Origin of the sequence: Sorangium sp. So ce363 (assembly GCF_051520435.1) — a bacterium.
Taxonomy (GTDB): Bacteria; Myxococcota_A; Polyangia; order Polyangiales; family Polyangiaceae; genus Sorangium; species Sorangium cellulosum_B.
This window is the reverse complement of sequence record NZ_CP150333.1, coordinates 12769695-12790172: the sequence shown is the minus strand read 5'-3', so window position 1 is coordinate 12790172 and position 20478 is coordinate 12769695. Positions and strand designations below refer to the sequence as shown.

Below are 20478 nucleotides of genomic sequence, written 5' to 3'. Positions count from 1 at the left end.
CCGGCCGCGCCGATGGGCTCGCGTGGCCTCGGCGCGCGTGTGTCGGCGACGGATCTCACGTAACACCCCGAGCTCGTACCGGCCATCACGGTGTGTCGTGGGCGATGAGGGGCTGTCACGCCTCGGTTGCGAAAAGTCAGCGCTGGGTTTGCGGTCCGGCCATCGAGACGCCACGCGATTCGATCAGCATGGCCATCCATGGATTGGGGAGATCTGGCGACGGTCGCGCCGACGGCGCTGTCATCCATCATCTACGCGACGATCCAAACCTCCTTCCTCTGGAGGATGGCGCGGCACCGGCTCGTGGCGCCGGTCCAAGCGTCGCGGCCGTGCGGGGCGACCCCGTTCGTCAGCATCCTCAAGCCCGTCGCGGGCGTCGACGACGGGCTCGCCGACAACCTCGAATCCTTCGCCCGGCTCGATTACCCCTGTTACGAGATCGTCTTCGGCGTGGCCTCGCGAGAAGACCGGGCGGTGCCGGTGATCCAGGCCTTCATCGCGGCGCACCCCGAGCTGAAGGCGCGGCTCTGCCTGACGGATCCGAGCGAGGCGTTGAACCCGAAGGTGGCGCAGCTCCTCGAGCTCGAGCGCAGGGCCGAGGGCAGCGTCCTCGTCATCTCGGACGCGAACGTGTGTGTCCGTCCGGACTACCTCCGCTCGCTGCTATCGATCTTGATGCGGCCGGGCGTTGGGCTCGTCTCGAGCGTCGTCGTGGGCACGGGGGAGCGGACGCTCGGCGCGGTGGTCGAGAACGCGCAGCTCGGGGCGTTCATCGCGCCCGGGGTCGTCGCCGCCGCCGAGCTCGCGGGGCGGTCGATCAGCGTGGGCAAATCGATGGCGATGCGGCGGGTCGATCTCGCGCGGGTGGGAGGGTTCGAGAGCGTGGCCCACGTGCTGGCGGAGGACGACATGCTCGGACAGCGCTTCAGCGCATACGGGTTCGTGGTCGATCTCTGCCTGGATCCGATCGAGAACCGCAACACGAGCTGCTCTCTCACGCGCATGCTGGATCGACACACCCGCTGGGCGAAGATGCGGCGCACGCTCGTTCCGCGCTGCTTCGCGGCGGAGCCGTTCAACTCGCCGCTGCTCATCGCGTGGCTCACGTTGCTTCTCAACCCGACGGGCCTCGCGCTGGAGATGTGGCTGTTCGCCTGGACGCTCCAGAGCCTGGGGACGTTCCTGGCCCTGAAGATGCTGCGCCCGGCGCGCTCCAACCTGGCGCTGGTGGCGGTGGAGCCGCTCCGGACGCTGTGCTGGTTCTTCTGCTGGCTGAACGCGTATTCGAACCGGCGGGTCGCCTGGCGGGGCAACGCGTTCCACATCGGGCCCGGGACGGCGCTGGTGGCCGCGGAGGAGCCGTCTTCCTTGCGATCACCCGCCAGGTAGCGGGGGCGAGGGATCCCGGGCTGCTCCCCGGGCGCGGGCACGGCGAGGAGGGGCCGGAGCAGCGAGGAGCGCCGGCTCAGACGTGAAGCGACGCGACGCCGATGACGGCGCCGGCCAGGATGAGCCAGAGCGAGCTCACGCGGTACCGGATGAGCAGGAGCGCTGCCGCGATGGCCAGAGCGCCCGTGAGCCAATCGACCACCGCCGCGCGGGCGAGGCGGAACGAGACGACCGCCATCAGGGCGAGCGACGCCGCGTTCACGCCGTCGAGGAAGGCCGAGGCCACGGGGGAACGGCGGACGCGGGGGATCAGGGGTCCGCTCAGCGCGACGAAGAAGAACGCAGGAAGGAAGATGCCCGCCGTGGCGACCAGCGCACCCGGGACGCGGCCCAGGAGATAACCGATGAAGGTGGCCGCCGTGAAGACGGGGCCGGGCGTCACCTGGCCGACCGCCACCGCGTCGAGCAGCTGCGCCTCCGTCATCCACCGGTATCGCTCGACGAGATCCGCGCGGAGAAACGCGAGGAGCACATACCCACTCCCGAAGAGGACCGAGCCCACCTTGGCGAAGAACAGGAACAGCGGCAGGAGCCCGAACGGCACGCTCACCGCCGCCGCGGCCGTCGCGGCGGCGCCGCTGGCGAGCGGGACGGCGAGCGGGACGGCGACGGCGGCCGCGCCGGGAGGCGGACCCGCGGGGCGCCCGGCCGCCAGCCGGTGCGACACGGCGAGCGCGCCCGCGCCGGCCAGGACCGCGAGCTCGTGGATCCCGAAGAGGCTCGCGCCCGTGCAGAGCGCCGCGAGGCCGAGCGAGCGCCGCGAGCGCAGCCCGGCGCGGCCGAGGCCCCAGAGCGCCTGGGCCACGACCGCGATGATCACCGGCTTCACCCCGTAGAGGAGCGCCGACATCTCCGGCACCGCGCCGAACCGGACATAGGCCCACGCGAACCCGAGCGTGATGAGCGCCGCCGGCACGATGAAGCACCCTCCGGCCACGAGCAGGCCCGCCCAGCCGGCCCGGCGATGCCCGATGTGGATCGCTAGCTCGGTCGAGCTGGGTCCCGGGATGAGGTTCGTGGCACCATAGAGATCGAGGAAGTCCTCGCGCGTCATCCAGCCGCGCCGGCGGACCACCTCGTCCTCCATCATGGCGACATGGGCCGCGGGGCCGCCGAAGGCCGTGGCGCCCAGCCGGAAGAAGAGCCGCGCGAGCTCCCAGAGCGCCGCGCCGCGGGCCTCCCCGGACGTCGGCGCTCCCTCGATGCCAGATTCTTTGCCCATGATATGTGCCGTGTGGAACAGGCCTTGCCGGGCTCCAGGGAGCCGCGAGCGCCGGATGCTCATCAGTCGATGGGGGGCACCGGGATCTCCGGCGGGACGAGGAAGAAGACCTTGCGGGTGCTGAGCGTGGTCACGCTGTCGCCGGTGACGACGATGTTCGCCGTGAACACCTGCGGCTCCGTCGTCGGAGGCACCGAGACGTTGGTCTTCGGAATCACGTCGAAGCAGACCGTGGGCCCGGGGAACACGTTGGTATAGGTATCCGCGACGCCATCGACGTTCTTGTCGATGACCCTGAAGCCGGTGGTGCAGGGCTCAGGAGCGCTGTTGTTCGCGATGATCCTGTCGATGAACGCGCTCGCGGCGTCGACCGCGTCGGTCTCGTCCGCCACCGCCGCCGCCGAGATGTCGAGCGTGACATAGGTCGTGAGCACCTTGATCGCCTGCACGACGGCCAGGTTCAGCCCGGCGCCGCTGCTGGCGACCCGGAACACGAGCGGGCACTTGCCGTTCTCCATCGTCACGCCGCTCCCGTTCTCGCCGACGCAGCACTGTCCCACCGCGCACCGCGGCGGGCGCATGCCCTCCGGTCCCCATGCCGCCGGCGGGACCACCGAGCCCGTCGCCACCGCGCCGGCCGTCAGGTCGGCTTGCGCCTCGGCCGAGCTGGAGGCGACCATGCCGATGAGCCGGCCTCCCACGCCGGTCACCGCCTGCAGCGCCTGCGAATGGGTCGGCGACTCCACCTTGGACCTGGCGTAGTCGTGCTGCACGAACGTCCCGTTGTGGCTCGGCGTGTCGGTGATCATCACCACGATGGGCAGCGAGCCGAAGCGGAAGCCCACGCCGCCGATGGTCCCGACCGTCTCGCCCGCCGGGGTCATGCCCGGCGGAGCGCTCAGCGGATTGAACATGGGCACGTCGGCGCCGCCCTCGTTCGTGCCCGCCCCGGTCGCGATCTGATAAAGAGCCTCCCAGCCGCTCTCCGGGATATCGCCGCCGGCCTCGGCCTTGAGGTAGTTCACCGCGTCCTGCACCGACTCGCGCCCTGCCGGCGTGAGGACGCTCATCACCCGGTGCTCCAGGTAGAACGGCTGGTCTTTGGGGCCCCCGTAGGAGTTGATCGGGAAGTCCTTGTACTGAGTCACCCCGATGCCGATGTTCGGGATCTCCTCGGCGAGCTGATCGATCATCTCCTGGAGCGCGCCCTTCAGATTGTTGATCTGGCCGCCCATGGTCGCGGTGGTATCCATCGCGAACACCACGTCGGCCTGAGAGATGTTGGTCGAGAAATCCAGCGTGTCCTGCGCGGGATCCGGGCGGCTCTGATAAGGCACGATGAACACGAAATCCCCGCTGGCCCGCGGGTTGTCCAGGTCGTCGTTCGGGTCCGTGCCGGCGGCCTGCTCGATGAGATCGTTCACGCCGTCCTCGTCCGTGTCCTCGCTCGCGGTGCTGGACTCGCCCGGGTCGAGCACGCCGTCGCAATTGAGGTCCTCGAGCTCGTCGAGCAGGCTGTCGTTGTCGCTGTCCAGGTCGAGGAAATCGCCCCCGCCGTCCATGTCGCTGTCGCTGGGCGGCTGCTCGGGCTCGCCGTCGCCGCGCTCGTTCGAATCGGGCCGGCAGTCACCGTCCGAGTCGAGATCTCGAAACGCCGGGATCCCGTCGCCGTCGGCGTCGAACTCTCTCTCGAACCGATCCAGGATATCGTCGTCGTCGGAGTCCCTGTCACGGAAATCAGGCCAGCTGTCGCCGTCGGTGTTCACCGGATCGAGCGGGTCCGACCCGAGCTCGACCACATCCAGGAGGCCGTCGCCGTCATCGTCGAGATCCACATAATCGGCGGTTCCATCGCGGTCGCGGTCGCTGTCGCCGTCGTCCTCGTCGGGTAGCCCATTGTTGTCGGAGTCCTCGTCGCGGTAATCCGGCACCCCGTCGCCGTCGCTGTCACGCGGCTCCGCTTCGCCTGGGAAGGGAGCGCCCTCGATCTTGTCGGACAACCCGTCGCCGTCGGAGTCGGTGTCCTCGAAATCCGGCTGACTGTCGCGATCCGTATCGACCGCATCGCCGCGCCCCTCCTCCGCATCGCTGATCCCGTCGCCATCCGTGTCCGCGCTCGGCAGCCCCGCCGGCGTCTCGTCGGGCGGCGGCCTGTTCGCCGACGTGGCGTCGCAGCCGATCGGCACGGAGAGCAGGAGGCAGCAGAGCAGAGGGTGAAGACTGCGACGCATAGGAGCTCCCGCGCGAATGTGGGCGCGAAATCCTAGACGCTCCACGCAATCCGGATCAACCGACATTCCATGGTGCGCCGGGGCTCTCCGCCCGTCATCAACCGCAGACGGATTGCCGCCCGCGGCCACCGCGGAACGCCGGCGCGCGCGTGCGCAGCAGCTTCTGCGATACCGTCACAGCGGCGCGTTGCATGGCGCCGCTCGCCGCGATCCGCCGCGGAGGCTCGACCGCTGCACCGGGGTCAGGGGAGCTTCAGCCGAGGCAGCGCGACGGTGATCGACTCTGCCGGCGCCTTCTCCCGGTAAGGGCAGTGGCGGCACTTGGAATTACAGCAGTATCCCCGTTTCAGGTGATACGCCTCTGTAAAAACCACCCGGCCTCCCTCGAGGTAATAGTCTTCGCCTTCGACGGCCCTGGGAGGCTTCGGCCCGCTCATCTACGCTCGATCAAGCTACGCCGAAAGGCGCACCGGCGCCATCCGGCGCGCGGGCGGTTGGATGGCGCGCCGGCTCCACGACGCCCGCCCGCCGCCCGTGCTACTCCTGCGCCGCCCGCCGCACACCGGTGCGCCGCCGGGTCCGCCCGCGATGCCCGATCGATCCTGCTCGAAGCTCCTCCGCGCCCTGCTCCCGCTCCTCGCCGCCGCCGGCTGCGATGGCTGCCCGAGCTCCAGGCCCTACACGCCCTACACGCTCGGCTCGGCGGCGCCCTCCGGCTCCCCGCCCCCGCTGAGCGGCGTCGGCCCTGGCGCGGCGACCGCCGGCCCCGAGGCCGACGCCGGCGCTCCGGACGCCGCCGCGCCTCGGTTCGCGGTCGTGCCGAGCGTCCCGGCGCCAGAAGGCGGCAAGCGATGGCCCCTCGAGGGCGGCCCCGTGGCCGCGGCGCCGACCGGGCGCACGTTCGAGACCGGGCTCCTCCTCGACGTCGACGGGGACGGCGCGCGCGATCTCGTCGCCTGGGCGCGGTCGCCCGACGGCCTGCGCGGCGAGCTCCTGCTCGCGCCCGCCGCGCGGCCGCAGGCGCTGCGCACGCTCGCCGCGCTCCCCGGCGATCTCGACGCGCAGGGGTGCACTCCGCGCGTCGGCCTCAGCCAGATCGGGCCCTCCGCGCTCGCCTTCGATTTCGCCCCGCAGTGCGGCGGCGCTCACCGCGGCGCCGCGGGTACGGGCCCCACGCGCTGGATCGCCGTGATCCGCCTCCCCGGGCCCGCCGCGGGCGCGGGCGCGCCGCCGGAGCTCGCCCTGGAGCTCCGCCTCCGCGCGCCGCCTGCGGAGGAAGCGCTCTCCGCCTCCCTCGAGGTCGCCGACCGCGACGCGGACGGCCGCGACGATCTCATCGTCTCGGTCGGAATCGAAGGCGCCCTGCGCCCGTTCCCTGCCCCGGCGAGCCCAGCGTCCGAGGTCCGCGCCCCGCTCGTCTTCCTGGATCGCCCCGCCGGCCTCTCGCGCGACGCGGCCCAGCCCGGCGAGGCGCTGCGCGCCCTCGCCGCCTCCCTGCTCCGGGACGCGCGCGGCAAGTCGACGGCGCCGGCCGTGGCCGCCTCCGCCCAGCGGCTGCGCCGGTTCCACGCCGCCCTCTGCGCCGACGCCGAAAGCGGCGCCGGAGCGACCGCCGGCCGCGACGCCGCGCGCGCCGGCGAGGCCCTCGTCTGGACGGGCCCAGGCCCGGTGCGCTGCGGCGAGCCGGGGCTCGCGGCCGCCATCGGCCACGCGGAGGCGGTCGCGGCGTCCACGCGGGGCGCGCCGATCGCGGCCATCGCGGCGCTCGACCGGGGCGGCGCCGAGGCGCGCACCAAGGAGGACGGCAAGCTCCTCGCGAAGCTCGCGCCGCCGGCGACCGCCGCCGCCGTGTACCGCACCGCCGCTGCCCCGCAGCCGACCAGGACCGGCGCCTTCGGCCCGCTCGCGTTCGAGGCGAGCGGCGCCCTGCTCGTCAGGACCGCGCAGGGCGTCGTCCGCGTCGACCCGGCCACGTCCACCGAGTCCGCGACGGACATCCCTCCCTGGCCCGCCGCCGTCCACGCCGGGCCCGCGGAGCTCGTCGCCGTCGAGCGGCGCTGCGACGCGCCCACCTTGCTCGCGCTCTTCCGCAGCTCGCCCGATGCCGTCGGCGAGATGCAGGTCCCGCTCCCGCTGCTCCGCGGCCAGGGGCCTCGCTCCCGGCCCGGCGCGGCCGCGCCCGAGCGCTGCGCCGGGACGGAGCGCCTGCCGTTCGTTCCGCTCGCCGCGTCCGAGCGCGGCTTCGACATCGCCCTCGGCGCCGCGCTGATCTCGATCGACCTGCGGGCGGCCGCGCCGGCCTCGTCCGCGCTGTCGTTCCCGCTCACGACGCCCGCGCCTCAGGGCGCGGCGCGGTCGCCGGACGGCGCCACGCTGGCGATCCCCGCCGCCGGCGGGCTCCTCGTGGCGACCGCGGGCGGCGCCGCGCGCCTCTGGACGGGCGGCGACCTCGCGCAGGCGACGGCGTGCGCGCCGGCCAACGGAGGAGCCCGCGTCGCGTGCGTCGCCGGCGCGGCCGCCGTGATCTTCGAGGCGAAGTGACCCCCGACGGCCCGTGGGCGCGCCCCGCCCCCGGAGGGTCAGCCGAGCGTCAGCCGAGGGTCAGCCGTGGCTCAGCCCTTGTTGACGCGCTCCAGGTACTTGCCGTCGGTCGTGTCGATCTTGATCCACTCGCCCTCCTTCACGAAGAGCGGGACGTTGACGGTCGCGCCGGTCGACACCGTGGCGGGCTTGGTGGCGCCGCTCGCCGTGTCGCCCTTGACGCCCGGCTCGCTGCTCACGATCTGGAGCACCACGTGCGGGGGCATGCTGACGCCGATCGGTAGCCCGTTGAACAGGGTCACGTCGATCGACATCCCGTCGCTCAGCCACTTGGAGTCATCGCCGATCTTGTCGCCGGGGACCGTGAGCTGCTCGCCGGTCGCCGCGTCCATGAACACGAAGTCGGTGCCCTCCGGATAGATGTACTGGAGGCTGCGCTCCTCCACGTCCGCCGGCTCCAGCTTCTCGCCCGATTTGTACGTGCGCTCGAGCACCGCGCCCGTCGCCATGTTCCGGATCTTGACGCGGGTGAACGCCTGCCCCTTTCCCGGCTTGACGAACTGGAAGTCGATGACCGAGTAGGGCTGGCCGTCGACCATAAACTTGAGGCCTTTTCGGATGTCGCTTGTGTCCATGGGGAGAGCTTCCTGGTAGCGTAAGGGCGGCCTGTCGGCGAGGCCGGGGATCCGCGTCCGCGGCACCCTGGCGCGGCTCGGGGGTCCGCGTTCGCGGCCCCCTTAGCACGAGCACGGCCTCCTGCACAGGACACGGTTTCAGGACCTGAAAATGCACGACTTCGACGACGAGCTCAGGGAGATCAAGCGTGAGATCGTGGAATCCCGTGGGCTCATCATCAAGACGAACAACCTCACGAACGCCCTCGCCGCGGATCTGAAGAGCATCTCCAAGCGCCAGATGGCGTACGAGCGGCGCGCCTTCTGGAACAGCGCGAGCGCGAACCTGCTCTTCGTGATCGTGGTGATCGGCGTGGTCAAGCTCGCCTGGGACGCACGCGTGGACGCCGTCCAGGCCGAGACCAAGGGCGCGCGCGACCGCATCGCGAAGCATGAGGCCGATCTCAAGGAGATGCAGCAGCGGAGCGACGCGCGCGCCAAGGCCGAGAGCGACGCCGCGGCGTTCTACGAGCTCATCCGTGCCGAGCGGCGACAGGAGGTGATCGAGGGCTTCGAGGCGCTGCGCAAGGCGCCGCTCACCCGCGCCGAGCTCGCGTTCTTCTCCGACTCGGTCGACAAGTCGCGCTCGGAGCTCTCGATCAAATCGTACCAGACGGGCCTCGATCACATGCGGACGGGCCGCTGGCACGAGGCCGCGGTCGCCTTCGAGGACGCCATCCGGCAGAAGGAGACGGCGTCGCACACCCCGTCGGCCCGCCTCAACCTGGCGCGCGCCTACCGCAGGTTGAACCGGCAGCGCGACGCGATTCCGCTGCTCATGACGCTCTCCGAGGCGTCGCCCGATCGGGAGGTCATGGATGACGCGACCTTCCTCCTCGCCGAGTGCCTCCTCGACATCCAGGCCTGGAACGACGCGAAGACGACGTTGCGGTCGTTCATCCGCCGCTTCCCGGACAGCGCGTACATCAACGACGCGCGCCTCGCGCTGGCCGACGTCTCGCTCCGGCACTGACGCGCGCCGCCACGACCGGCCGGCGCCCCCCACGCGGCGCCGCGGCGGCGGGACGACGTCAGGACCCGCGCCGCACGTCGATCCGGCGCGGCTCGTCCTTCTTCTTGAACCAGCTGGATCGGAGCTGCCGGCGGAGGCCTGACGCGAACAGGCAGTCGCGGAACGCGTTCTGCTCGAAGGTCACCGCGCTGTGCGCGAGCGGGACCTGGATGAAGATGGCGCGGCCGTCCAGGAGCTGCTTGCGCGTGAGCTCGCCCGGGCGCCGCTCGTGAAGGCAGGCGACGCCCTGCGCCTCGAGCGCACGCTCGAGCTCGAGGTTGAGCCGCCGCACGTCGCCCGCGACGAAGTGGCTGATGAGCTTGTGCCTGTCCCGCCCCGTTCGGCCCTTCCGCTCGAGCACCCAGTCGCGGAACGCGTCGACCTCGCCGTACAGCGCGTCGAACAGGTACACCTCGTTCACCTCGCAGCCGCCGTGGCGCAGGCACGCGGCCGCGACGCGGTATCCGCCCGAGTGCGCCGACAGGCAGAGCGTCCCGAGCCTCGCCTGCCGCGGGATGGCACGATCGCCGAGCGCCCGCCGCGCCGAGGGGCTCGCGAGCACCGACGCGAGCTCGCCGCACAGCCGCCGGAGGCCGCCCTTCTGCCCCAGCTTGCCCGGGGGCGACTCCGCCGCGTTCACCGCGCACTGCGGCACCACGAGCACCGCGTTCTGCTTGCTCTCGTGGAGCTGCTCGCGGAGCTTGTGCGCCGCGATGGCCCGCTCCGCGGTCGTGACGTGGCCGTGGAAGTGGATCACGAGGTCGAGCTCATCGCTCTCCGGCGCGCGGTAATGGGCCGGCACGAAGACCATCGCGGTGGCGTCCTGGTAGGGAGCCCCGTCGCAGGGAAACGGCGCGTTCGACAGCTCGATCTTCAGCGTCACGCCGATGTCCGACGCCTCGACGGCCCTCACCCTGGAGGCCGCCCTGGCGAGCGCCGGCGCCGGCGCCCAGAGCCCCGGCGCGGCCAGGGCGCCGCCCGCCGCGCCGAGCGCTCGGAGAAAGGCCCGGCGGCCGAGCGCCGGTGTTGCGATTCGGGACATCCTGGCGACCTCGTCCCGCGCCTATCACCGGCGCTCGACCCCGGCCAAGAAACCGCGGCTCGTCAGGGCTGGCTGACGGCCGCGGAGCTGACCTGCGCGAGCAGATCCTGGATGCGCCGGACGAGCTTCGCCGGCTCCTGCACCACGCCCTCGACGAGGAGGGCCTGGTCGAGGAGGAGCTCGGACCACTGCTTCACCCGCTCCGAGCCGGCCTCGCGCCCCGCCAGGATATTGAGGTTCTTCACCACCGGGTGGCCCGGGTTGAGCTCCAGGATCCGCTTGGATTCCCCGGTATTCTGGTCGATGAGCTTCATGATCCGCTCGAAGTTCGCCCCTGGGTCCCCCTCGGCGGCGACGAGGCAGCTCGCGCTGTCGGTCAGGCGCCGCGAGACGCGCACGTCCTTCACCCGGTCGCCCAGCGCCGCCTTGACCGCCGCCACGGCCGCGTCCACCGACGCCTCCGGCTCGTCCTTCTTCTCCGGTTCGGCGCCGAGGTCGACATCGCCGTGCATCACGCTCTTGAGGCGGCGCTTGTCGAACTCGTTCAGCGACTGCACGAACCACTCGTCGACCGGATCCACGAGGAACAGCACGTCGTAGCCGCGCTTCCGGAACGCCTCGAGGTGCGGGCTCTGCTCGACCGCGTGGCGGCCGAGCCCCGTCACGTAATAGATCTCCTTCTGCGCCTCCGGCATCTTCGCCACGTAGTCGCGGAGCGAGATGACCTTGCCGGCCTCCGTGTTCATCGACTCGAACCGGCAGAGCTCGGCGATCGCGTCCTTGTTCTTCCAGTCGTTGGTGACCCCCTCCTTGATGACCCGGCCGAACTCCTTCCAGAAAGCCGCGTAGCGCTCGGGCTCCGACTCGGAGAGGTCCTTGAGCGACTTGAGCACCTGCTTGACGATCTGCTGCTCGATCTGGGAGAGCGTGCGGTTCTCCTGGAGCATCTCGCGAGAGACGTTCAGCGAGAGGTCCTCGGAGTCGACGACGCCGCGCAGGAAGCGCAGGTACATCGGCGTCAGCTTGTCGCAGTCCTCGACGATGAGGACCCGCTTCGCGTAGAGGCGCACGCCACGGCGGTCCTTGTGGAACATGTCCGCCGGCGCCTTCTCGGGCACGTAGAGCAGGGCGTGGAACTGCACGGGCGCGTCGATCGACAGGTGCACGGTGAGCAGCGGCTTCTCCCCCTCGTAGCCGCCGGTCACGTGCCGGAAGAACTCCGCGTGCTGCTCCTCGGTGATCTGCGACTTGGGCAGCGTCCAGAGCGCGGCCGAGCGGTTCGCGACCTCGTCGTTCACCTTGATGGGGAAATGAACGAAATCCGAGTACTTGCGGATGATCTCCTTGATCCGCCACACCTTCGTGTACTCGCGCGCGTCGTCCTTGAGGTGGAGGACGATCTTCGTGCCCGGGTGCTCGCGATCGCCGGGGGCCACGGTGAAGGAGCCCGCGCCGGACGAGCGCCACAGGACGGGCTCCGCGCCCGGCAGCATCGAGCGGGTCTGCACGTCGACGCGCGAGGCGACCATGAACGCGGCGTAGAAGCCGACGCCGAACTGGCCGATGAGCTGGAGCTTGCCGCCGTCCTTCTTCTGCTTGGCGGCCTCAGCGTTGGCCTTCAGGAATTCCAGCGACCCAGAGCGGGCGATGGTGCCGAGGTTCTGCACCACCTCGTCCCGGGTCATCCCGATGCCGTTGTCCTCGATGGTGAGGGTGTGGGCGGCGTCGTCGAGCGTGATGAGGATCGCGGGCTCGCCGGCTTGTTCAGCGACGCCTTCGCGCGTGAGGGCCAGGAAGCGGGCCTTGTCGAGCGCGTCCGACGCGTTCGAGATGAGCTCGCGGAGGAAGACCTCCTGGTTTGCGTAGAGCGAGTTGATGACCAGCGCGAGGACCTGCTGCACCTCGGCCTGGAAGGGGAGCTCGACCGCGCCGGCGGCCTTGGCCTCCTCGGACGGGGTCGACGCGGGCGTCTCCGGGCCCGGGGCCGCACCCGAAGGCTCGGCAGAGGGCGTGGAACCGCTGGTTTCGGGGTTCGGGCTTTCCGTGTTCATGTCGGCGACCAAATGGATCCGATTTTCGAAAGGGCAATCCCCCGGCGCGCCGCGGGGCGTCCCCAAGACGCGCCGCGGTGTGTCGCCTCGCTCCGAGCGCGCTCCGCGGCCAGCTCGAAGCCTCACCGCCGCGGCGCCCCCCGGCCGAGGTAAGGGGCTCACCAGGCCGCGGGCCAACGCCTGCGTCGAGGTCGGGATCTGCGCGCCGGGTCGTCACGTTCAGGTCGCTGTGCGCGATCCCCGCATCCCTGCCCGGCTTTTCCGGTGGGTAAGGGTTTCTTCATCAGGTCGCCGGAGCTAGATTCACCGGCGTTGCACCCTCGCCGTCGTGGAGATCTGTTGTGGTAGCACTTCTCCGTGCAGTCCTCCGTGTTCTCCCGGCAATCGGCGTGCTGGCCGGGGTGCTGGCGCTCGCGGGGTGCGGCGATCGGGGAAAGACGGCCGATCGGGACGTGAAGCGTCCGCCCGCTGTGCTCCAGTTCGACGGCTATGTCTACGTCCCGACCGGGACGAGCGATTTCAAGATCCTCGAGCGCGTGCGGACGCAGACGCGATCGGTGTTCACGGGGCTGCGGAAGTCCCGGGTGATGGTGAGCCGGCGCGAGGTCCAGGGCGCGACCACGGACAGCTTCGCCAAGGAGGCCGTGACCGTCGTCGACGCCGCGGGGCACCGCACCCTCGCGCTCCGCGTGCGGTACCGCTTCGTGGCCCGGCCGGAGGTCGCGAACGGCATCGACGATCGCAAGGAGCTCCCGCTCGGCCTCCTGCACCGGGAGGATGACGAAGTCGCGGAGCGCATCCACGAGGAGTGCACGCCGCCCCAGGAGCGGAGGAAGGGGGGCGCCAGCGCCGTCGGCCTCGACTTCGATCCGTCCCTTCCGAGCTGCAAGGCCGCGATGGCCGCGGAGCAGGCGGCGATCGACGCGGCGCGCGCGAAGGTGCCCGAGCTCGCGGGCGGGCCGCCGGCCTCCGTTAAGGACACCGTGGTCCCGATCGAGGAGGCGCGGCGCCTGTACATCCCGACCCAGGTGACCGTCGAGCTCCGCGATCGGCAGCCGGGCGAGGTCGCGCCGCGCTTCGTCCCGGTGGATCGACCGGAGAAAGAGGACGCGCGGGTCGCGACCGCGGAGCCGGGCGGCGCCGAGCACCCCGAGGGGCTCGAGCCGGCGGCGGTGATCATCGACCCGGATCTCAGGACGGAGCGGACGCCCGAGGAGAAGGCGATCGCCGAGGGGACCCTGCTGCCGAAGATGCCCGCGGCCGGCGGCACGGGCGCCGTGAGCGGCGCGAGCGGCGCGAGGCGAATCGAGGTCGTGAGCCCCGCGGTGGCGCAGGCGCAGCAGCGCAAGGCGGAGGCCGCGACCGCGAACGAGCGCTTCGAGATCCCGTTCGAGACGCTGACCGACCCGAAGTTCCTGGTGGTCTGGTTCAGCCTGCTGATGGCGTACCCGATCCTCCGGGGCGATCCGCGGAAGAAGCGCTGACGCGCGCCGCAACGCGCGCCTCGCCGAGAGGAGCGACGGCGCGGCGCTCGGACCGGCGCGGGCACAGGACGCCGCGATCGCGGGAGGCGTCCGCTACGATGCCCGCCACGCGCCGGAGCACCGCTACCCCGCGCAGCTCGAGGACGCGCTCGCGGCCTTCGATGCGCTGGTCGAGCGCGGCCATGCGCCGGGGGAGATCGCGCTCGCCGGCGACTCCGCCGGCGGCAACCTCGCGCTCGTCACGCAGCTCGCGCTGCGCGACCGCGGCGCGCAGGCGCGCTGCGCCGCGCTCATCTCTCCCTGGCTCGACCTCACCTCGAGCAGCGCCTCGGCGCGCGCGAACGACGCGACCGATTACGGTACCCGGGAGGGTCTCTTGCGCCAGGCGCGCGATTTCGCGGGCGCGACCCCGCTGGACGATCCCCGGCTGTCGCCGCTCCACGCAGGTCTGGAGGGGCTAGCCTCGCTGTTCATCCAGGTCGGCGACGCCGAGCGCCTCCACGACGAGGGCCAGGAGCTCGCGCGGCGCGCCCGCGAGGCGGGCGTCGACTTCACGCTCGACGTGCTGCGGGACATGCCCCACAACGGGCCGGTGCTGGCCGACTTCCACCCGGAAGGGGTGCGGGGCACGGGCACGCTGGGCTCGTATCTCCGAGCGAGCCTGTCGTCGAGCGCCCCGGGGGCGACGCGACCTCATGCGGCCTGATGCGGAGCTCGCTCCGGGGCGCTGCGAGGCGAGGTGGTTGCCGTGAGCGGGCGGCGCGCGTAGGGGATCGCGCCGTGAGGCTCGCGTCGAGGGCCCACGGAGGAGACGATGACCCCTTCCCAGGACCTGGTCGAGCTGGCAGAGCGGCTCGCGGACGCCAGCGGCGCCGTGATCCAGCGCTATTTCCGCAAGGGCATCGAGGCCGACGACAAGGCGGACGCGAGCCCTGTCACGATCGCCGACCGCGAGGCCGAGGCGGCGATACGCGAGCTCCTCGCCGCGCACGCCCCGGGCCACGGGATCGTGGGAGAGGAGTTCGGCCTCCAGAACGAGGGGGCGGAGCTCGTGTGGGTGCTCGATCCCATCGACGGGACGAAGGCGTTCATCACGGGCAAGCCGCTCTTCGGCACGCTCATCGCGCTGCTGCACCGGGGCCGGCCGGTGCTCGGCGTCATCGATCAGCCTGTCCTCGGCGATCGCTGGCTCGGCGTCCTGGGCCGGCAGACGCTCTGGAACGGCGCGCCGGCGCGCGTCCGCGCGTGCGCGGGGCTTTCGCTCGCGCGCCTCTCCACCACGGGCCCGCAGTACTTCCCCCCGGCGAAGGCCCGCGCCTTCGGTGAGGTCGCGTCCCGGGCCAAGCTCGTGAGCTACGGCGGCGATTGTTACCAGTATGGCCTCGTGGCGAGCGGCAGCATCGACGTGGTCGTCGAGTACGGCCTCAAGCTCCACGATTTCGCGGCGCTCGTCCCGGTGATCACCGGCGCCGGAGGGGTCATGACGGACTGGGAAGGGCGCCCGCTCGACGCCGCGAGCGCCGGTGACGTGGTGGCCGCCGGCGACCCGCGTACCCACGCCGAGGTGCTCGCCGCGCTCCGCGCCGGCGATCCTCGGCGCGGCGCGCGCTGACGCGCGCCGACGTTGGAGCGCCGGCGCCTCACGCCCTGAGCCCTCGGAACTGGAGGGCGAGGGAGCTCTTCAGCACGGGATCCAGCGCGGCGCCGAGCGTCACGAAGCCGCTGAGCCAGGACAGGAGCGCCGCGAAGTAGAGGGCGAACACGTTGTGCGCCGCGGCGAGCGGGTCGATGTCGCCCGCGACCTCGCCGCGCGCCTGTGCGTCGCGCACGAGGCCCGCGACGCGGTGCAGGAACGCGAACGTGAGCGCGTTCAGCCGCTCTCCGTTCGGGCCCGACGCGGCGGGGAAGGCCTTCACGAACGCCTGCGACACGAGCGGCTGTTCGCCGTACATCGCGAACAGCCGCTGGAACACGTGGAGCAGCTGAGCGAGCAGGGGCTCTTTGCGCGGCAGCGCCTCGAACGCCGCGTCGACAGCGGCCGCGAGCCGGTCGTGCATCACCATCATGAGCAGGTCGGGCTTGTCGCGCGCGTGCACGAACACCGTCCCCGTCGCGACCTCCGCGCGCTCCGCCACCGCCTTGGTCGTCGTGCCGTCGTACCCGAGCTCGGTGAAGAGCGCCCACGCGGCGTCCCGGATCCGCCGGCGGGTGTCGAGCTTCTGCTGGGCGCGCCCGCCGCGCTCGGGCGCCGGCGCGATCGGCGCGGACGCGACCGGCGCCGGCGCGACCGGAGCTCGCGGCGCCGCGGCTCGCTTCCGGCGTTTCGTCGCGCCTGGAATGACCTTGCTCATCGACCGGGCAATCTGTTGCCGCGGATGCCTCCACGTCAAGCGGAGATCTCCTTGACAGAACGAGCGCGAAGAATGACCATGGTCAGTGACTGAAGTCATCGAACGAGGGTGGTGCCATGGCTCTGGTGCATTACGACGAACGCCTCACGATGCGGGAGGCGCGGGCGCTCTACTTCGAGGTGAACCGCTTCGGCGCGGACGGCGGGTACGGCGACGCGTGGGTCGACTTCAAGCTCGGCCCGCTCCCCGTCCCGTTCCCGAACACCCGGGCGCGCGTGCGCGCCGTGCGTTACCACGACCTTCACCACGTGCTGACGGGCTACGACACGAACGCGATCGGCGAGTTCGAGATCGCGGCCTGGGAGCTCGGCGCCGGCTGCAAGGGCTTCGTGGCGGCCTGGCAGCTCAACCTGGGCGGCCTCTTCGCGGGGCTGCTCTCGGCCCCGCGCCGGACGATTCGCGCGTTCTTCCGCGGCCGCCGCAGCGAGAGCCTGTATGGCCGGCCGTTCGAGGCGCTGCTCGATCGAGAGGTCGGGGAGCTGCGCAGGGAGATGCGCGTCGATGAGCGCTCTTCGTCCGGTTCCAACCCGGCGGCGCTCGACGTGCTCTGGCTCGCGCTCGCGAGCCTCGCGGGGATGGTGGTCGGCGTCCTCGGGTTCGCGACGGCGCTCGTCGTAGCGCCGATCGGGATCGTGAACCTCGCGCGGCGCCGGCACCGCGCGCGCACCGCCGCAGAAGCCGGGGCCTGAGGCGAGGAGCCTGCCGGCGTTCACCCCCCGAGCAGGTTACGAGGGTTCAACGAACCCCCAGCACCTTCTCGCATACTCCACGACCACCTTTGCGACACCATGCTCAATCGATGACACCTCCGCACGAACAAAGTCGCCCTTGAGAGGCCCACCGGAAGCAAGGACAGTATACGGGCCGTTATCGGACGGACCTCTACCACCATCAAGCTTTATGAGGACGATCGCCCCGTCGCTGCGCATGCGCTCCAGGATCGGGAGGACCGCATCGATTCCTCTCCACTGCGCTGAAACTGGGCTCAAACCAAGGTAGCTTGCTACCATTGGAATGAGTCTATAATCACCTGTAGCCATGAAAACCCCTGGGGTGTGACACAGTAGCCTCGTGTCAAACGCAGTCTCGATAACCTTTACGAATGGGGTTCCGAAGAAGTCTGAACCGCCAAGATCGTCGACAACCTCCGAGTACGGTACGCCACCGGGCCCAAGAATGCCTCGCGCACAGCATCTGTGCGCCCGTCCGGCCGCCGACCCGCCCCCTGGCGAAGCTCGACGCGCGCCCCCGGCGCATCCCGCCCTACCTCTCCCCAGCTTGACCTGGCCCCCGCGACGCACGAGGATCCGCCTCGTGCCCCAGCGAAAGCGCTACCTCTTCGTCTGCGTCAACCGCCGCCCCGACGGCGTTCCCAAGGGCTCCTGCGCTCAGCGCGGCGCCGAGGGCATCCACGTGCAGCTCAAGGCCGCGCTCGCCGAGCGGGGCCTCGCGAAGGTCGAGGCGCGCGCCTGCTCCGCGAGCTGCCTCGACGTCTGCTGGGCGGGCCCCGTCATCGCGGTGGAGCCGGACGGCTACTTCTACGGCCGCGTGACCCCCGCCGACGTCCCGGAGATCGTCGACGCCCTCGCGTCGGGCCGCCGCGTCGAGCGGCTCGTGCTCCCGCCCGAGGACTTCACGGAGGCGACGGCCGCCCCGCCGCTGCCGGCGCCTCCCCGGGGCGCGCCCCCGCAGGCGTGATGGGCGGAGGCGTGATGCGCGGCTTCGAGTTCTGCGAGACCATGGCCGGGAGCTTCCACCTGGTCGACTCGCCCTCCGACGAGCGGCCCATGTCGTTCACGATCCGCGCGCGCTCGCGCGGCCTCCTCGACTTCCTGCGCAAGCCCGAGGTCGAGATCGAGGGCGAGATCGACGCCGAGGGCTTCGCCGACCACCGCTACCTCTCCGGGCGGCTCGGCCTCGACGTCGCGCGCACCGGGACCCTGCCCTACTCCTTCGAGTTCACCGCCAATGACGGCCGCCGCTGCGCGTTCGCCGGCCGGAAGACCGTGCGCCCCGGCGATCTCATGACGTCGATGACCGTCCTGCCCGGCGTCCTCGTCGGAGACGGCGGCGCCCTGATCGGCGAGGCGCTCCTCCGCTTCGACCTGCGGAGCGACCTGCTCCGGTTCCTGAGGAGCTTCCGGGCCACGAGGTAGCCACCATGCAAAGGATCGAGCCCGCAGACAGCGCGGTCATCGTCATCGACGTCCAGGAGAAGCTCGCCGGCGCGATGCCGGCGCCCCAGATGGACGCGCTGACCCGCGCGGCCACGGTGCTGATCGAGGCGGCGCGGCGGCTCGGCGCGGCGGTCATCGCCACCGAGCAGTACCCCGCAGGCCTCGGCCCGACCGTCGCGCCCATCGCCGAGCGGCTCGCCCAGGCGGGCGCGCCCGTCATCCCCAAGATGGAGTTCTCCGCCTGCGGCTCCCCCGAGTTCGAGCGCGCCTTGCGCACGTCGACCGGGCGCGCGCCCCGCGCCGCCATCGTCGTCGGCGTGGAGGCGCACGTCTGCGTCTTCCAGACCGTGCGCGACCTCGCCGCGCGCGGCGTCCTCGTCCAGGTGCCGCTCGACGGCGTCGCCTCCCGCCGCGACGACCACCGGCTCGCCGGCCTCGATCTCTGCCGCGCCGCAGGCGCCACCATCACCACCGCGGAGACCGTCGTCTTCGACTGGCTCAGGATCGCCGGCACGGACGACTTCAAGCAGCTGTCGAAGCTCATCCGCTGACCTATCCCGCGATCTTCGCGGGCGGCGCGCGGGGACCAGGTCGGCGTGTCAGTTTGTCAGGCGCCGGATCGGACTTTGTCAGACCCGTGCTCTCCTGGACACGCCGCTGACGTCTGTGACACAGTGGCGCATGGCTGACGATCTGGCACAAGTCCCCTCGAGCGCGCCGCCTGCTGGCCCCGCTGCGCCGCCGCCCGGCGCGCCGACGGTCCTCGTGGTCGATGACGAGCCGTCGAACGTCGCCTCCATCGAGAAGATCTTCCAGCGCGACGGCATGCGCGTCATCACGGCGGACAGCGCGAAGGCGGCCCTGGAGATCGTGCGCAGCCGCCGCGTCGAGGTCGTCCTGACCGACCTGATGATGCCGGGCGTCAGCGGCCTCGAGCTGCTCCGCGCGCTGAAGCAGCTCGCGCCCGACACCGAGGTCGTGATGATGACCGCCTACGGGACCGTCGAGACCGCGGTCCAGGCCATGCGCGAGGGCGCCTACGACTTCGTGGAGAAGCCGCTCAAGCGGATGACGATCATCAAGAGCGTGCGCAAGGCGGCCGAGCGCCAGTCGCTCGTCGCCGAGAACCGCTCGCTCCGGCAGGAGATCAAGCTGCTCACGAAGCGCGAGATCGTCGGATCGAGCCCGACGCTCCGCCGCGTGCTCGACATCGCGACCCAGGCGGCGCCCTCGAGCGCCACGGTGCTCGTGCTCGGCGAGAGCGGCACCGGCAAGGAGCTGCTCGCGCGCTTCATCCACGAGCGCAGCGCGCGATCGCGAGGGCCGTTCGTCGCGGTCAACTGCGCGGCCATCCCGGAGACCATCCTCGAGGCCGAGCTCTTCGGCCACGAGCGCGGCGCGTTCACCGGCGCCCTCGCGAAGCGCGACGGCCGCTTCGCCAAGGCGGCCGGCGGCACGCTGTTCCTCGACGAGATCGGCGAGCTCTCGCCCGCCGTGCAGGTGAAGCTCCTCCGCGTGCTGCAGGAGGGCGAGTACGAGCCCGTCGGCGGCGACACGGTGCGCGCCGACGTGCGGGTGGTCGCGGCCACCAACAAGGACCTGCGCGCCGAGGTCGCCGCCGGCCGCTTCCGCGAGGACCTGTTCTACCGGCTCAACGTGATCGCGATCACGGCGCCCCCGCTCCGGACCCGCCGCGAGGACATCCCGCTCCTCGTCGACCACTTCCTCGGCGTCTACTGCACGAAGAACAACCGCCCCCGCCTGGAGGCGCCGCGCGACGTGCTCGCGCGCCTGACCGACTACACGTGGCCGGGCAACGTCCGCGAGCTCGAGAACGTGATCGAGCGCGCCGTGGTCCTCTGCCGCGGCGACCAGCTCTCCGTCGACGACCTGCCCGACTTCATCCGCGAGGCCGCCCCCGCCGAGCCGAGCTCGCTCACCTTCTCGGTCGGCACGCCCCTCGACGAGGTCGAGCGAAGGCTCATCCGCGAGACGCTCCGCCACGCCCGCGGGGACAAATCCGTCGCCGCGCAGTTGCTCGGCATCTCCACGCGCACCATCTACCGAAAGCTCGGCGAGCTGGAGTGACGCCGCGCGCGCCGTCCCGCGGACACGGCGCGCTCCCGTGCGCCGGCACCCCGCGAAAATCCATTTGTCACTTTGGCAACGAAGGCCGTCCGACGC

General features: G+C 71.5%; 18 protein-coding genes. 11 read left to right on the top strand and 7 right to left on the bottom strand.

What is annotated here, in order from left to right:
* The first annotated feature begins 198 nt into the window (after positions 1–198).
* Entirely contained in the window at positions 199–1389 is a 1191-nt protein-coding gene (locus tag WMF12_RS48205) for a glycosyltransferase (RefSeq protein ID WP_437857923.1), read from the top strand.
* A 76-nt stretch (positions 1390–1465) separates the two neighbouring features.
* Here WMF12_RS48205 and chrA read toward each other — a convergent pair whose 3' ends face one another.
* The 3 genes from chrA to WMF12_RS48190 all read right to left on the bottom strand — a co-directional run bounded on the left by chrA (position 1466) and on the right by WMF12_RS48190 (position 5339).
* A complete protein-coding gene (gene chrA, locus WMF12_RS48200) occupies positions 1466–2671 on the bottom strand; it encodes a chromate efflux transporter (RefSeq protein WP_437857911.1) in 1206 nt (401 codons plus the stop codon).
* 62 nt (positions 2672–2733) lie between these two features.
* Positions 2734–4902: a VWA domain-containing protein gene (locus WMF12_RS48195; RefSeq protein WP_437857902.1), complete on the bottom strand. Its 2169-nt coding sequence runs from the start codon at positions 4900–4902 to the stop codon at positions 2734–2736.
* 242 nt (positions 4903–5144) lie between these two features.
* Positions 5145–5339 carry a DUF5522 domain-containing protein gene (locus WMF12_RS48190; protein ID WP_437530338.1) on the bottom strand — a complete coding sequence of 65 codons (195 nt, stop codon included), beginning with the start codon at positions 5337–5339 and terminating at the stop codon, positions 5145–5147.
* A gap of 151 nt (positions 5340–5490) precedes the next feature.
* Between WMF12_RS48190 and WMF12_RS48185 the strand changes: the two genes are divergently transcribed.
* Positions 5491–7443 carry a hypothetical protein gene (locus WMF12_RS48185; RefSeq protein ID WP_437857883.1) on the top strand — a complete coding sequence of 651 codons (1953 nt, stop codon included), beginning with the start codon at positions 5491–5493 and terminating at the stop codon, positions 7441–7443.
* Between the two features lie 71 nt (positions 7444–7514).
* Here WMF12_RS48185 and efp read toward each other — a convergent pair whose 3' ends face one another.
* A complete protein-coding gene (gene efp / locus WMF12_RS48180; protein ID WP_437296963.1) occupies positions 7515–8078 on the bottom strand; it encodes an elongation factor P in 564 nt (187 codons plus the stop codon).
* Between the two features lie 151 nt (positions 8079–8229).
* Between efp and WMF12_RS48175 the strand changes: the two genes are divergently transcribed.
* Positions 8230–9090: a tetratricopeptide repeat protein gene (locus WMF12_RS48175; RefSeq protein WP_012241841.1), complete on the top strand. Its 861-nt coding sequence runs from the start codon at positions 8230–8232 to the stop codon at positions 9088–9090.
* Between the two features lie 58 nt (positions 9091–9148).
* Here the strand turns inward: WMF12_RS48175 and WMF12_RS48170 are convergent, their stop codons facing one another.
* Together WMF12_RS48170 and htpG are read right to left on the bottom strand one after the other, a co-directional pair.
* Positions 9149–10171: a hypothetical protein gene (locus WMF12_RS48170; RefSeq protein ID WP_437743426.1), complete on the bottom strand. Its 1023-nt coding sequence runs from the start codon at positions 10169–10171 to the stop codon at positions 9149–9151.
* 62 nt (positions 10172–10233) lie between these two features.
* On the bottom strand, positions 10234–12222 hold the full coding sequence (htpG, locus tag WMF12_RS48165) for a molecular chaperone HtpG (protein ID WP_437743425.1): 1989 nt from the start codon (positions 12220–12222) through the stop codon (positions 10234–10236).
* Between the two features lie 389 nt (positions 12223–12611).
* On the opposite strand from htpG, the gene WMF12_RS48160 reads away from it, so the two are divergent.
* The 3 genes from WMF12_RS48160 to hisN all read left to right on the top strand — a co-directional run bounded on the left by WMF12_RS48160 (position 12612) and on the right by hisN (position 15318).
* A complete protein-coding gene (locus WMF12_RS48160; RefSeq protein ID WP_437857849.1) occupies positions 12612–13706 on the top strand; it encodes a hypothetical protein in 1095 nt (364 codons plus the stop codon).
* Complete coding sequence (locus WMF12_RS48155; RefSeq protein WP_437873970.1) at positions 13687–14412, top strand: alpha/beta hydrolase fold domain-containing protein; 726 nt, start codon at positions 13687–13689, stop codon at positions 14410–14412. The genes WMF12_RS48160 and WMF12_RS48155 overlap by 20 nt, the downstream gene beginning before the upstream one ends.
* Before the next feature lie 108 nt (positions 14413–14520).
* Positions 14521–15318, top strand: coding sequence for a histidinol-phosphatase (hisN, locus tag WMF12_RS48150; protein ID WP_437857843.1), 798 nt, complete (start codon positions 14521–14523; stop codon positions 15316–15318).
* 28 nt (positions 15319–15346) lie between these two features.
* Here hisN and WMF12_RS48145 read toward each other — a convergent pair whose 3' ends face one another.
* Positions 15347–16057, bottom strand: coding sequence for a TetR/AcrR family transcriptional regulator (locus WMF12_RS48145; RefSeq protein ID WP_437857832.1), 711 nt, complete (start codon positions 16055–16057; stop codon positions 15347–15349).
* Positions 16058–16173: 116 nt separating this feature from the next.
* Here WMF12_RS48145 and WMF12_RS48140 point away from each other — a divergent pair, with 116 nt between their 5' ends.
* From WMF12_RS48140 to WMF12_RS48120, 5 genes are all read left to right on the top strand, one after another.
* Complete coding sequence (locus tag WMF12_RS48140; RefSeq protein ID WP_437857822.1) at positions 16174–16806, top strand: hypothetical protein; 633 nt, start codon at positions 16174–16176, stop codon at positions 16804–16806.
* Between the two features lie 625 nt (positions 16807–17431).
* A complete protein-coding gene (locus WMF12_RS48135) occupies positions 17432–17815 on the top strand; it encodes a (2Fe-2S) ferredoxin domain-containing protein (protein ID WP_012241833.1) in 384 nt (127 codons plus the stop codon).
* A gap of 14 nt (positions 17816–17829) precedes the next feature.
* On the top strand, positions 17830–18273 hold the full coding sequence (locus WMF12_RS48130) for a hypothetical protein (protein WP_272096930.1): 444 nt from the start codon (positions 17830–17832) through the stop codon (positions 18271–18273).
* 5 nt (positions 18274–18278) lie between these two features.
* Positions 18279–18845, top strand: coding sequence for an isochorismatase family protein (locus WMF12_RS48125; RefSeq protein ID WP_437743420.1), 567 nt, complete (start codon positions 18279–18281; stop codon positions 18843–18845).
* A gap of 130 nt (positions 18846–18975) precedes the next feature.
* Entirely contained in the window at positions 18976–20382 is a 1407-nt protein-coding gene (locus tag WMF12_RS48120; protein ID WP_437857788.1) for a sigma-54-dependent transcriptional regulator, read from the top strand.
* Positions 20383–20478 lie beyond the last annotated feature (96 nt).

What these genes read in the sequence shown, in the direction of transcription:
- WMF12_RS48140 (WP_437857822.1), top strand. Translation starts at nt 16,174, where the DNA reads ATGGCTCTGGTGCATTACGACGAACGCCTCACGATGCGGGAGGCGCGG.
- WMF12_RS48125 (WP_437743420.1), top strand. Translation starts at nt 18,279, where the DNA reads ATGCAAAGGATCGAGCCCGCAGACAGCGCGGTCATCGTCATCGACGTC.
- htpG (WP_437743425.1), bottom strand. Translation starts at nt 12,222, where the DNA reads ATGAACACGGAAAGCCCGAACCCCGAAACCAGCGGTTCCACGCCCTCT.
- WMF12_RS48175 (WP_012241841.1), top strand. Translation starts at nt 8,230, where the DNA reads ATGCACGACTTCGACGACGAGCTCAGGGAGATCAAGCGTGAGATCGTG.
- WMF12_RS48120 (WP_437857788.1), top strand. Translation starts at nt 18,976, where the DNA reads ATGGCTGACGATCTGGCACAAGTCCCCTCGAGCGCGCCGCCTGCTGGC.
- WMF12_RS48145 (WP_437857832.1), bottom strand. Translation starts at nt 16,057, where the DNA reads ATGAGCAAGGTCATTCCAGGCGCGACGAAACGCCGGAAGCGAGCCGCG.
- WMF12_RS48130 (WP_272096930.1), top strand. Translation starts at nt 17,830, where the DNA reads ATGCGCGGCTTCGAGTTCTGCGAGACCATGGCCGGGAGCTTCCACCTG.
- WMF12_RS48185 (WP_437857883.1), top strand. Translation starts at nt 5,491, where the DNA reads ATGCCCGATCGATCCTGCTCGAAGCTCCTCCGCGCCCTGCTCCCGCTC.
- chrA (WP_437857911.1), bottom strand. Translation starts at nt 2,671, where the DNA reads ATGGGCAAAGAATCTGGCATCGAGGGAGCGCCGACGTCCGGGGAGGCC.
- WMF12_RS48170 (WP_437743426.1), bottom strand. Translation starts at nt 10,171, where the DNA reads ATGTCCCGAATCGCAACACCGGCGCTCGGCCGCCGGGCCTTTCTCCGA.
- hisN (WP_437857843.1), top strand. Translation starts at nt 14,521, where the DNA reads ATGACCCCTTCCCAGGACCTGGTCGAGCTGGCAGAGCGGCTCGCGGAC.
- WMF12_RS48195 (WP_437857902.1), bottom strand. Translation starts at nt 4,902, where the DNA reads ATGCGTCGCAGTCTTCACCCTCTGCTCTGCTGCCTCCTGCTCTCCGTG.
- WMF12_RS48205 (WP_437857923.1), top strand. Translation starts at nt 199, where the DNA reads ATGGATTGGGGAGATCTGGCGACGGTCGCGCCGACGGCGCTGTCATCC.
- efp (WP_437296963.1), bottom strand. Translation starts at nt 8,078, where the DNA reads ATGGACACAAGCGACATCCGAAAAGGCCTCAAGTTTATGGTCGACGGC.
- WMF12_RS48190 (WP_437530338.1), bottom strand. Translation starts at nt 5,339, where the DNA reads ATGAGCGGGCCGAAGCCTCCCAGGGCCGTCGAAGGCGAAGACTATTAC.